This window comes from Streptomyces sp. LARHCF249 (assembly GCF_052871255.1).
On sequence record NZ_JBIXJQ010000007.1, the window covers coordinates 100,813 to 113,091 of the forward strand.

At 69.2% G+C, this 12,279-nt stretch carries 8 protein-coding genes; all 8 read left to right on the top strand.

What is annotated here, in order from left to right; genetic code table 11:
- Nucleotides 1–37: 37 nt before the first annotated feature.
- The 8 genes from ACIPUC_RS21405 (at nucleotide 38) to ACIPUC_RS21440 (ending at nucleotide 12,265) form a co-directional block, all read left to right on the top strand.
- Entirely contained in the window at nucleotides 38–3,307 is a 3,270-nt protein-coding gene (locus ACIPUC_RS21405; protein WP_446591320.1) for an AfsR/SARP family transcriptional regulator, read from the top strand.
- Nucleotides 3,308–3,670: 363 nt separating this feature from the next.
- Nucleotides 3,671–5,290 (top strand): peptide ABC transporter substrate-binding protein, encoded by a 1,620-nt coding sequence (locus ACIPUC_RS21410; protein ID WP_446591322.1) that lies wholly within the window; start codon nucleotides 3,671–3,673, stop codon nucleotides 5,288–5,290.
- A 96-nt stretch (nucleotides 5,291–5,386) separates the two neighbouring features.
- Nucleotides 5,387–6,334 carry an ABC transporter permease gene (locus ACIPUC_RS21415; protein WP_446591324.1) on the top strand — a complete coding sequence of 316 codons (948 nt, stop codon included), beginning with the start codon at nucleotides 5,387–5,389 and terminating at the stop codon, nucleotides 6,332–6,334.
- Nucleotides 6,327–7,283, top strand: a complete 957-nt coding sequence (locus ACIPUC_RS21420; RefSeq protein WP_446591326.1) for an ABC transporter permease — start codon at nucleotides 6,327–6,329, stop codon at nucleotides 7,281–7,283. The genes ACIPUC_RS21415 and ACIPUC_RS21420 overlap by 8 nt, the downstream gene beginning before the upstream one ends.
- Nucleotides 7,284–7,296: 13 nt before the next feature.
- Nucleotides 7,297–8,352 (top strand): ABC transporter ATP-binding protein, encoded by a 1,056-nt coding sequence (locus ACIPUC_RS21425; protein WP_446591328.1) that lies wholly within the window; start codon nucleotides 7,297–7,299, stop codon nucleotides 8,350–8,352.
- Entirely contained in the window at nucleotides 8,345–9,397 is a 1,053-nt protein-coding gene (locus ACIPUC_RS21430; protein ID WP_446591329.1) for an ABC transporter ATP-binding protein, read from the top strand. Before ACIPUC_RS21425 ends, ACIPUC_RS21430 begins: the two co-directional genes overlap by 8 nt.
- Nucleotides 9,398–9,566: 169 nt before the next feature.
- Nucleotides 9,567–10,523, top strand: a complete 957-nt coding sequence (locus ACIPUC_RS21435; RefSeq protein ID WP_446591331.1) for a GNAT family N-acetyltransferase — start codon at nucleotides 9,567–9,569, stop codon at nucleotides 10,521–10,523.
- 107 nt (nucleotides 10,524–10,630) lie between these two features.
- On the top strand, nucleotides 10,631–12,265 hold the full coding sequence (locus tag ACIPUC_RS21440; RefSeq protein ID WP_446591332.1) for a peptide ABC transporter substrate-binding protein: 1,635 nt from the start codon (nucleotides 10,631–10,633) through the stop codon (nucleotides 12,263–12,265).
- The last annotated feature ends 14 nt before the right edge of the window (nucleotides 12,266–12,279 follow it).

A 12,279-nucleotide genomic window follows, 5' to 3' on the forward strand; every position in this document is an offset into this window, starting at 1 on the left:
GGGGGACGGGTTGTTCCACTATCGGATCCTGGGGCCGTTGGACGTCCGATGCGGGGGAGGGTCCATAGCGATCACGGCTCCGAAGGAGCGGGATCTGCTCGCCCTGCTCCTGCTGAACGCCGACCGCCCGGTTCCGGCCGAGGAGTTGATCGACGGGATCTGGGGCGCCGCGCCGCCCTCGACGGCCCGCACCACCCTGCAGAACTACGTCAAACGGCTGCGCCACGCCCTGCACGGCGGCCCTGCCGACCGGGAGGTACTGGCGACCGAGCCCGGCGGGTACGTGCTCCGGCTGGACCACGGGGTCCTGGACCTGCGGGAGTTCGAGGGGCTGACCCGTGGCGCGGCCGAGGCCTCGGAGCGCGGGGACGACGCCACGGCGTCGGCCCGGCTGCGGGCGGCGCTGGCGCTCTGGCACGGGGAGGCCCTGGCGGGGAGCCGCGCGGACCGGCTGACCCAGGTCGAGGCGCCCCGGCTGAACGAGTCCCGGATGGTCGCCTTCGAGAACCGGGTCCAGGCGGATCTGCGACTGGGCCGCCACGCGGACGTGATCATCGACGTCCAGTCCGCGATCGCCGGCCACCCGCTGCGCGAGCGGCTGCACGGCCAGCTGATGCTCGCCCTGTACCGCTCGGGACGCCGGGGCGACGCGCTCACCGCCTACCAGCAGGCGCGCGCCCAGCTCGTGCACGACCTGGGGCTGGAGCCCGGCCCCGAACTGATCGCCCTGCACCGGCGGGTCCTGGCCGGCGACCCCGCCCTCCTGGAACCCCGCGCGCCGCGGACCGAGGCGGGCGCGCAGTCCGTACGGCGCCCCGCGAGCGCGCCGTCCGGGCAGGCCCCGCCCGCCCAACTGCCCGGATCCACCCCGGCGTTCGCCGGGAGGAGCGAAGTACTGCGGCGGCTCGACGCGATGCTGCCCGCCACCGGAACCGTGCCCGAGGGGGTGGTGCGGATCGGGCTGCTCACCGGGCAGGGCGGCGCCGGGAAGACGGCCCTCGCGGTCCACTGGGGACACCGCCGGCGCGAGGCCTTCCCGGACGGACAGCTGTACGTGAACCTGCGCGGCCACGACGCGGGCCGGCCGCTGCGGCCCATCGACGCGCTCGGCGGTTTCCTCCAGGCCTTCGGCGTGCCGGCGCAGCACATCCCGGTGGAGGCGGACCGGGCCGCGGCCCTCTACCGCTCCCTGTGCGCGGGAAAGCGGATGCTCATCGTCCTGGACAACGCGCGCTGCGCGGACCAGGTCCGCCCGCTGTTCCCGGGCAGCTCGGAGTGCCTGGTCCTGGTGACCAGCCGTGATTCGCTGGCCGGGCTCGTCGCGCGGGAAGGCGCGGCTCCGCTGCCGCTGCGGGTGCTGGAGCCGGGCGAGGCCGAGGAGGTCCTGCTCAACATCATCGGTGAGCAGCGGGTCGCCGCCGAGCCCGCGGCCGCCGCCGTCCTCACCGCCGCCTGCGCCTACCTGCCGCTCGCCGTCGCGATCACCGCGGCCGACCTGGCCGTCCACCCCGGCCGCTCCCTCGCCGACCAGGCGGCCCGGCTGACCCGGGACCGGCTGGGGGTGCTCCAGGTTCCGGGGGACGAGGGGACGGCGGTCCGCGCCGTGCTCGACACGTCCTTCGCCGCGCTCTCGCCGGCCGCCGCCCGGATGTTCCGCCTCTTCGGACTGGTCCCCGGCGGCGACGTCCCGCTGCCGGCCGCCGCGGCCCTGGCCGATGCGGAGCCCTCCGCCGCCGCGGGGCTGCTGGAGGAGCTCGTACGGAGCCACCTGCTGGAAGAGCACGCGCCCGGCCGGTTCACCTTCCACGACCTGCTGCGCGCCTACGCCGTCGAGCGGGTCCGGGAACAGGAGGGGCAGGCGGGGGAGGCCGCCGCCCTGGACCGGCTGCACTCCTGGTACCTGGGGAGCACCGACCGCGCCGTCCGGCTGTTGCAGCCCGAGACCCTGCGCCTGCCGGTGGAGTGCGCCGGGGAAGGCCTCGGCTTCGCCGACGCCGGTGAAGCCCTGCAGTGGATGGACGCGGAGCGGTCGAACGCCGTGGCCCTGGTACAGCGCGCCGCGGAACACGGCCCGCGCGAGCTCGCCTGGACCCTCGCCGACGCCCTGCGCCCGTACATGATGCGGCGGGCCTACGCGGTCGACTGGCTCGCCGTCGGAGCGGCGGGCCTCGCCGCGGCGGAGGCGGACGGGAACCTGGCCGGCCAGGCGGCCGCGCACCGCAGCCTGGCGAGCGCGTACCTGAACCAGAGCGAGTACGAGCTGTGCGCGTCCCACGACCACCGGGCTCTGGAGCTCTACCGCGCGATCGGATCGACGCAGGGACAGAGCGCCTCCCACAACAGCCTGTGCCTCAGCAGCTGGTACATGGGCGATCTGAACGATGCCCTGCTGCACGGCCGGCGGTGTCTGGAGATCGGCCGCAGTACGGGTTTCCGCGCCGCCGAAGCGATCGCGACGGGCAACGTCGGGGCGATCCTGCACGAGATGGGCCGGCTGGCCGAGGCCGAGGAGCGGCTCACCGAAGCACTGGCCCTCTACGAGGGGCTGGGGTTCGAGACGGCCGTGGCGATCTCCAGGCGCAATCTCGGAGTGGTCTTCTACGACAGCGGGCAGCCGCAGCGCGCCCGCGAGGCCCTCGATCGGGCGGCCGGGATGCAGCGGCGGCTCGGGAACGAGACCGATCTCGCCTACACCTTCTTCTGGCTCGCCCTCACCATGATCCAGTCGGGTGACCGGTCGGGCGCCCTCGACCACATCGACCAGGGCTTCGAGATCGCCACCGGTGAAGTGCGCGCCGAGTCGTATCTGTACGTCGGGCGGGCCCTGCTCTCGCAAAGCCTCGGCAACCACGGCGTCGCCCTGAACCACTTCGAGACGGCCCGCGGCCTGGCCCGGCGCTGCAACGCCCGGACCCCCGAGCTCAGGGCCCTGCTGGGGCTGGCCGACAGCAGCCTGCGGCTGGGGCGGCAGGCGGAGGCGGCCGAGTACGCGGAGGCGGCGCGGGAGCCCGCGAGCCGCAGCGGATACGGGCTGTTCGAGGCCCGGGCGCTGATCCTGCTGGCCGAGCTGGGCCTGAACGCGGGCGAGTTCGAGGCCGCCGCGCAACGGGCCGGGCAGGCGGCGGGACTGCTGGCCGAGCCCGGCCACCGGGCCGGCCGGGCCGAGGCCCTCGTCCTGCTGGGACGCGCCCGGCGCGGTGCGGGCGATGAGAAAGGTGCCCTGCGGACCTGGACGGATGCCCTCGGTCTGTACGAGGCTCTCGGTGCCGGGCAGGCCGGGGACGTACGCGCCCTGATGGCCCGTTGACGGAACGGTGGGCCGTTCCCGTTTGTCAAGCGGATTTATGGGTTCAGGTGTCCGCATACCGACCGTGACACTCCGGAAGGTGAGCTAACCGTCCGTTTCGCACGTGTCTGTCTCCTATCCGTTTGTCCGGATTTCGGGTTTTGGGCATGGGGTGATGTTGTGAAAACGAGACCACTTAAGTGTGGTTTACGGACTAGGCGTCCCTGAGGATGGCTCCATTGAGCTCGGGTCAATGGGTCACGCGCTGTGGGGAGCGCCGACTCACGAGCACCACGATGGGGCCGGAAAATTTCGCTGTCAGGGGTGTCAGCGGGTTCCGGGCCCTTCACGTATCGACAGTGACTCCTGAGGAGGCAATTACCCATGCGCGGAGCAACGAGCGCCAAGTGGGTCGCGGGTGCCGTCATCGTGGCGATGGCTGCCACGGCTTGCAGCACCAGCAAGGACGAGGCCGGCAGCAAGTCCGGTGGAAACATCACCGTGGTGCTCGGCGAGCCGCAGCACGGTCTGGTGGGCCAGAACACCGCCGAGTCCGAAGGCGCTGAGGTTCTCAACGCGCTCTTCAGCGGCCTGGTCGAGTACGACAACAAGACCAACGAGCCGAAGCTCGCGGTCGCCGAGTCCATCGAGACCACGGACTCGAAGGTCTGGACGATCAAGCTGAAGGACGGCTACACCTTCCACAACGGTGAGAAGGTCGACTCGCAGTCGTTCGTCCGCGCCTGGAACTGGGGCGCCAACCAGGCCAACGCTGCCGAGGGCCTGCCCTTCTTCGACAAGATCGAGGGCTCCGAGGAGCTGGCGCCGGGCAAGGACAAGACGCCCACCGCCACCGAGCTCAAGGGCCTGAAGGTCGTCGACGAGAAGACCTTCACCGTCACGCTGAAGGCCCCGTTCTCCCAGTTCAAGACCATGCTGGGCTACAACGCCTTCTACCCGCTGCCGAAGGCCTTCGAAGCCGACCCGAAGAAGTTCGGCGAGGCCCCGATCGGCAACGGCGCCTTCCAGATGGACGGCGCCTGGGAGCACAACAAGCAGATCAAGATCAAGCGCTACGACAAGTTCGGTGGCGAGAAGGCGAAGCTCGAGGGCGTCACCTTCAAGATCTACGACAACCTGGACACGGCGTACAACGACCTTCGGGCCGACACCATCCAGATCGTCGACAAGCTCCCGATCTCGGCGATGGCCACCGTCTCCCAGGAGTTCGGCGACCGCTACCTCTACAAGCCGGAGTCGGGCGTCGGTTACATCGGCCTCCCGCTGAAGACGAACGCCGAGGCGTTCGGCAAGGTCGAGATCCGCAAGGCGATCTCCATGGCCATCGACCGGGAAGCCATCTCGAAGACCATCTTCAACGGCACCCGCAAGCCGGCCGACGACTTCATCAGCCCCATCATCCCCGGCTACCGCAAGGGCGCCCTGGGTGAGGTCGGTACCTACAACCCGACCAAGGCCAAGGAGCTCTACACCCAGGCGGGTGGCGTTCCCGGCAACAAGCTGGAGCTCGGCTACAACGCCGACGGCGGCCACAAGGAGTGGATCGAGGCCGTCGCCAACCAGCTGAAGGCGAACCTCGGCATCGAGGTCACCGCCAAGCCGTTCACCAAGTTCGGCGACATGCTGACCGAGCTGGGCGACCAGAAGTACAAGGGCGCCTTCCGTATGGCGTGGTCCATGGACTACCCGGCGGCCGAGAACTACCTCCGTCCGATCTTCTCCAAGATCGCGATCGACCACGGCTCCAACTACGGCGCCTACGTCAACGAAGAGTTCGAGACGCTGATGGACCAGGCCGACAAGACCGCCAACGAGGCGGAGGCCATCAAGCTGTACCAGCAGGCCGATGACATCATCATCAAGGACCTGCCGTACATCCCGGTCTTCACGTACATGTCTTCCTCGGCCTACTCCAAGTCCGTGAAGAACGTTGAGATCGACGCCCAGGGCCGCATGGACCTGGCCAAGGTCGAGCTCAACTAACACCCTTCTTCACACCAAGGGGACATCGGGGGCGGGCAGGCGGAATCAGGTTTCCGTCTTCCTGCCCCTTCCCCCTGCTCTTCTGCTGGAGGTCTGATGGGCCGCTACCTCATCCGCCGACTCATACAGGCGATCCCTGTTCTGCTCGGTGCCACTTTCCTGATCTACACGTTGACCTTCCACATGCCCGGAGCCGACCCGATTCAGCTCCTCGCCGGTGACAAGAAGGCCGACCCGCTCGTCGCGGCGATGCTGCGCGAGAAGTACCACCTCGACGACCCGTTCCTGATGCAGTACTGGAACTACATCAGCAACGTCTTCCAGGGCGACCTCGGTGAAACCCTCACCGGACGCAAGGTGATCGACCTCATCAGCGAAGCGTTCCCGTACACGGTGAACCTCGGCCTCATCGCCTTCGCCATGGAGGCCGTCGTCGGTGTCCTCGCCGGCGTCATGGCCGCGCTGCGCCGCGGGAAGTTCCTCGACCAGCTGGTGCTGCTCTCCACGCTGATGGTCATCTCCATCCCCGTCTTCGTCACCGGCTTCGTGCTGCAGCTGACGCTCGGCGTGGAGCTCAAGGACGCCTGGGGCATCGACTTCTTCCCGGTCTCCTTCAACGAGGCCGACGGCATCCGTGCCTACCTCCTCCCGGCCTTCGTCCTCGCGTCGACCTCGCTGGCCTACGTGGCCCGACTGACGCGGACCAGCCTGATGGAGACCATGCGCGCGGACTACGTCCGCACCGCGACCGCGAAGGGCCTGCCCCGCCGCCGCGTCGTCGTGCGCCACGCGCTGCGCAACGCGCTCATCCCGATCGTCACCTTCCTCGGCGCCGACCTCGGTGGCCTCATGGGCGGCGCGGTCATCACCGAGCGCATCTTCAACATCCACGGCCTCGGCGGTCTGCTCGCCCAGTCCGTGTACCTCAAGCAGGGCGCCGTCGTCGTCGGCGGTGTGACGCTCCTGGTCCTCATCTACCTCGTCGCCAACCTGCTGGTGGACCTGCTGTACGCCGTGCTCGACCCGAGGATCCGCTATGCGTGACACAACTACGGTGGGGGATGAGTTGACCGACACCCAGACCACCGGAGCCCCCGCCACGAGCGCCCCGGTCACCAAGGGCAGCGGCAAGAAGAAGGACCGCGAGGCCAGCCTCTGGTCCGACGCGATGCGGGACCTGCGCCGCAACCCGATCTTCCTGATCGGCACCGTGCTGGTGCTGGCCATGCTGGTCCTGTCGGCCGTACCGCAGTGGTTCACCGAAGGCAGCCCCTTCGACGCCACCGCCTGCACCCTGCAGAACTCGCTGAAGACCCCGAGCGCGGACCACTGGTTCGGTTTCGACATCCAGGGCTGCGACGTCTACACGCGCACCGTCTGGGCGGCCCGGAACTCCGTGATCGTCGGCGTCGTCACCACCACGCTGGTGATCCTCGTCGGCGGCGGCCTCGGCCTGCTGGCCGGCTGGCTCGGCGGCATCGTCGACAGCGTCCTGTCCCGCTTCGCCGAGATCTTCTTCGCGCTGCCGCTGCTCCTCGGCGGCATGCTGATCATGTCCGCCCTGCCCGGCAACGCCTGGACGGTCTCCATCGTCCTGGCCACCCTCGGCTGGCCGCAGATCTTCCGCATCATGCGGTCCTCGGTGCTGCAGAACAAGAACAACGACTACGTCATGGCCGCCCGCGCCCTCGGTGCCGGCGCCTGGCGCATCACGATCCGGCACATCCTGCCGAACGCCATCGCCCCCGTCATCGTGGTCGGCGCGATCAGCCTGGGTGTGTACATCTCCGCCGAAGCGGCCCTGTCGTACCTCGGCATCGGCGTCCAGCCCCCGGAGATCTCCTGGGGCCTCATGGTCAGCGACGCCTCCGTCCGCTGGCTGCAGGCTCCGCACGTGCTCCTCTTCCCGGCCGGCGCGCTGAGCATCACGGTGCTCGCGTTCATCATGGTCGGCGACGCGGTGCGCGACGCCCTTGACCCGAAGCTGCGCTGAGGAAGGGCGTACGTTGACCATCATCGACAAGACCTCGAACGTCCCCGCGCCCCGCTCGGCGCCGGAGGGCACCCCGCTCCTCGAAGTGCGCGACCTGCACGTCGAGTTCCACACCCGCGACGGTGTCGCCAAGGCCGTCAACGGAGTCTCGTACTCCGTGAACGCCGGCGAGACCCTCGCCGTCCTCGGCGAGTCCGGCTCCGGCAAGTCCGTGACGGCGCAGGCCGTCATGGGCATCCTCGACATGCCCCCCGGCAAGATCCCGTCCGGCGAGATCCTGTTCCAGGGCACCGACCTGCTGAAGCTCCCCGCCGAGGAGTTCCGCAAGGTCCGCGGCCAGAAGATCGCGATGATCTTCCAGGACGCGCTGTCCTCGCTGAACCCGGTGCACACCGTCGGCGCCCAGCTCGGCGAGATGTTCCGCGTCCACCGCGGGATGTCCAAGAAGGACGCCACGGCCAAGGCCGTCGAGCTCATGGACCGGGTGAAGATCCCCGCCGCCAAGGCGCGCGTGGGCGACTACCCGCACCAGTTCTCCGGCGGTATGCGCCAGCGCATCATGATCGCCATGGCGATGGCCCTGGAGCCCGACCTGATCATCGCCGACGAGCCCACCACGGCTCTCGACGTGACGGTCCAGGCCCAGGTCATGGACCTCCTCGCGGAGCTCCAGCGCGAGATGAACATGGGCCTGATCCTGATCACCCACGACCTCGGCGTCGTCGCCGACGTCGCGGACAAGATCGCCGTCATGTACGGCGGCCGGATCGTCGAGAACGCCCCGGTGCACGAGATCTACAAGAACCCGGCGCACCCGTACACCCGCGGCCTGCTGGACTCGATCCCGCGCCTGGACCAGAAGGGCCAGGAGCTCTACGCGATCAAGGGCCTGCCGCCCAACCTGCTCAACATCCCCTCGGGCTGCGCCTTCAACCCGCGCTGCCCCATGGCGCAGGACATCTGCCGCACCGACGTGCCGGTCCTGCACCAGGTGACCGCGCAGGACGGCACCGAGCTGTCCGGCCGCACCAGCGCGTGCCACTTCTGGAAGGAGCAGATCCATGGCTGAGCTCACCAAGAACGTCACCGAGCGCGAGCCGATCCTCCAGGTCCGCAACCTGGTCAAGCACTTCCCGCTGACCCAGGGCATCCTGTTCAAGAAGCAGGTCGGCGCGGTCAAGGCGGTCGACGGGATCTCCTTCGACCTCTACCAGGGCGAGACCCTCGGCATCGTGGGCGAGTCCGGCTGTGGCAAGTCCACCGTCGCCAAGCTCCTGATGAGCCTGGAGACCGCCACCTCCGGCGAGGTCTTCTACAAGGGCCAGGACATCACCAAGCTGTCCGGCAAGGCCCTCAAGGCCGTCCGCCGCAACATCCAGATGGTGTTCCAGGACCCGTACACCTCGCTGAACCCGCGCATGACGGTCGGCGACATCATCGGGGAGCCGTACGAGATCCACCCCGAGGTGGCTCCCAAGGGCGACCGGCGCCGCAAGGTCCAGGAACTCCTGGACGTCGTGGGCCTCAACCCGGAGTACATCAACCGCTACCCGCACCAGTTCTCCGGCGGACAGCGCCAGCGCATCGGCATCGCCCGCGGCCTCGCGCTCAACCCGGAGATCATCATCTGCGACGAGCCGGTCTCCGCGCTCGACGTGTCGGTGCAGGCGCAGGTCATCAACCTGATGGAGAAGCTCCAGGACGAGTTCAACCTGTCCTACCTCTTCATCGCGCACGACCTGTCGATCGTCCGGCACATCTCGGACCGCGTGGGCGTCATGTACCTCGGCAAGATGGCCGAGATCGGCACGGACACGCAGATCTACGACCACCCGACGCACCCCTACACCCAGGCGCTGCTGTCGGCGGTCCCCGTGCCGGACCCCGAGGTCCGCGAGAACCGCGAGCGCATCATCCTCACCGGCGACGTCCCGTCCCCGGCCAACCCGCCGTCGGGCTGCCGCTTCCGCACCCGCTGCTGGAAGGTCCAGGACAAGTGCTCCACCGAGGAGCCGCTGCTGGCGATCCCGGAGCGCTTCAAGGGCCAGGACTCCTTCGCCGCGCACGAGTCGGCGTGCCACTTCGCGGAGGAGAAGGCCGTTCTGGCCGTCTGACCTCCCCGCCGTACGCCACCAGGGCGCCCGGGACCGGATCACCATCCGGCCCGGGCGCCCTGGCGTTTCTCTCAAGAGCCGGCGAGGCCGGAGCGTGCCCGGCGGGACTGGAGGGCCGCTTCCCGAAAGGCAGTTGCGCCCGCACGCCGCGCCGCCCGACAGTGGCCGGATGACCGACGAGACGCCTGTCCTGACCGTCCTGACCCACCGCCCCGCCGGACCAGGGGACGCGGCCGACATGTGCGCCCTGCTCAACGCCGTCGACGTGTTCGAGATCGGTCGCCCGGAGACCGATCTCGGCAGCGTCGAAGCCGATCTGAACCGCCCCGACATCGATCTGGCCACCGATTCCTGGCTCGCCTTCCACGGCTCGCGGCTCGTCTGCTACGCCCTGGTCTGGGTGGAGGGAGAGCCCGGCCGCGTCTACGGCGACCACTACGTACTGCCCGGCCACAGCGAAGCCGCCCGGCACCTGTTGGAGCTGATGGAGATCCGGGCCCGTGAGCTGGCCGCCGGGGCCGAGCAGGCCTGGCTGCGGATCCAGCTCAACGTGAAGCCCACCCTCGACCTCTCCCTCCTGACCGCGCGCGGCTACCGCAGCGTCCGCCGCTACCAGGTGATGACCCGGACCCTGGACCCGGTCGCAGCCCTCCCCCCGGCCCCGCCGCAGGGCCTCACCCTGCGCGACTGCTCCGCCGACGAGGCCGACCGCCGCCGCGCCCACGCCCTGGTCGAGGAGACCTTCGCGGCGCACTTCGGCCATGTGGAGCGCGCGTACGAGCCCTGGCTCGACCATCTGGACGCGCGCGGGCTCGACTGGTCCCTGGTGTGGATCGCCTCCCTGCCCGGCGAGGGCGACGTGGGCGTGCTGCTCACCCGGGACGACCGTACGAGCATGGGCTGGCTGAGCCACATCGGCGTACGGGAGCACCTGCGCGGCCGCGGCATCGGCGGCTTCCTGCTCCGCCACGGCTTCGCGGCGTACGCGGCGCGCGGCCGGGACACCGTGGGACTCGGCGTGGACATCCACAACGAAACCGGCGCACTCGCGCTGTACGAGGCGCACGGCATGGGCCTGCACTACGCGGTCGACACCTGGGAGCTGCCTTTGCACCCCCAGGGGTGACAGGCGGGGGACGCGCGGGTGCAATCGGTCGAACCGAGGGTGTGCGGGACCCCGCATAGGGTGACATTGGCCCCTAAGCGAGTCTTGGGATCCCTAGGAGGCACTCCATGCGCGGAGCCACCCACGCCAAGTGGGCCGCATGTGCGATGGCCGTCGCCCTCGCGGCGACGGCCTGCGGCGGCGGAAGCGACGGCGGCGGAGGCGACGGCGAAGGAGCGGGAATCATCAGCTCCTCGTGGGGTGACCCGCAGAACCCGCTGGAGCCCGCCAACACCAACGAGGTGCAGGGCGGCAAGGTACTGGACATGCTGTTCCGCGGGCTCAAGCGCTACGACCCCAAGACCGGCGAGGCGCTGAACTTCCTCGCCGAGAAGATCGAGACCACCGACAGCCAGAACTTCACGATCACCCTGAAGGACGGCTGGAAGTTCAGCAACGACGAGCCCGTCACCGCCCAGTCCTTCGTGGACGCCTGGAACTACGCGGCGGACGTGCGCAACAAGCAGAACAACGCGCCGTTCTTCTCGGACATCGTCGGCTACGAGGACCTGCACCCGGCCTCCGGCGACCCCAAGGCCAAGACGATGAAGGGACTGGTCGTCAAGGACCCCAAGACCTTCACCGTGGCCCTGAAGGAGAAGTTCTCCACCTGGCCCGAGACCCTCGGCTACCAGGCCTTCTCCCCGCTGCCCAAGGCCTTCTTCACCGACCACGCCGGCTGGCTCGCCAAGCCGGTCGGCAACGGCCCGTACACGGTGGACTCGTACACCAAGGGCACCGGCATGAAGCTGCGCACGTGGGACGGCTACCCCGGCGAGGACAAGGCGCAGAACGGCGGCGTGGACCTCAAGGTCTACACGGACAACAACACCGCCTACACCGACCTGATCTCCGGCAACCTCGACCTCGTCGACGACGTCCCGGCGCAGCAGCTGAAGAACGTCGCGAACGACCTCGGCGACCGCTACATCAACCAGCCGGCCCTGATCATCCAGACCCTCACCTTCCCGCTGTACGACCCCCAGTGGAGCAAGGAGGGCACGGAGAAGGTCCGCCGCGGCATCTCCATGGCGATCAACCGCGACGAGATCACCAAGCAGATCTTCCGCGACACCCGCACCCCCGCCAAGGACTGGACCTCCCCCGCCCTCGGCGAGAAGGGCGGCTTCAAGGACACCGCCTGCGGCGACGCCTGCACCTTCAACCCCACCGAGGCGAAGAAGCTCATCCAGGAGGGCGGCGGACTGCCCGGCGGCAAGGTCACGCTGACCTCCAACGTGGACACCGGCTCGCACCGCGACTGGATGGACGCCGTCTGCAACAGCATCAACAACGCGCTGGGCGAGGGCCCCGTCTGCACGGTCAACCCCGTCGGCACCTTCGCCGACTTCCGCAACCAGCAGAGCAGCTTCAAGCTGACCGGCCCCTTCCGCTCCGGCTGGCAGGCCGACTACCCGCTGATCCAGAACTTCCTGGAGCCGCTGTACTACACCGGCGCCTCCTCCAACTACGGCAAGTTCAGCAACGCGGAGTTCGACAAGCTCGTCGACCAGGCCAACCAGGAGGGCGACGCCGCCAAGGCGACCGCCACCTTCCAGGACGCCGAGAAGATCCTCGCCGACCAGATGCCGTCCATCCCGCTCTGGTACCAGAACGGCAGCGCCGGGCACTCCGAGCGGATCTCGGACGTGGCGCTCAACCAGTTCAGCGTGCCGGTCTACGACCAGATCAAGGTCAGCTGACCCACCGACGGATC

What these genes read in the sequence shown, in the direction of transcription:
- ACIPUC_RS21415 (WP_446591324.1), top strand. Translation starts at nt 5,387, where the DNA reads ATGGGCCGCTACCTCATCCGCCGACTCATACAGGCGATCCCTGTTCTG.
- ACIPUC_RS21435 (WP_446591331.1), top strand. Translation starts at nt 9,567, where the DNA reads ATGACCGACGAGACGCCTGTCCTGACCGTCCTGACCCACCGCCCCGCC.
- ACIPUC_RS21430 (WP_446591329.1), top strand. Translation starts at nt 8,345, where the DNA reads ATGGCTGAGCTCACCAAGAACGTCACCGAGCGCGAGCCGATCCTCCAG.
- ACIPUC_RS21410 (WP_446591322.1), top strand. Translation starts at nt 3,671, where the DNA reads ATGCGCGGAGCAACGAGCGCCAAGTGGGTCGCGGGTGCCGTCATCGTG.
- ACIPUC_RS21440 (WP_446591332.1), top strand. Translation starts at nt 10,631, where the DNA reads ATGCGCGGAGCCACCCACGCCAAGTGGGCCGCATGTGCGATGGCCGTC.
- ACIPUC_RS21420 (WP_446591326.1), top strand. Translation starts at nt 6,327, where the DNA reads ATGCGTGACACAACTACGGTGGGGGATGAGTTGACCGACACCCAGACC.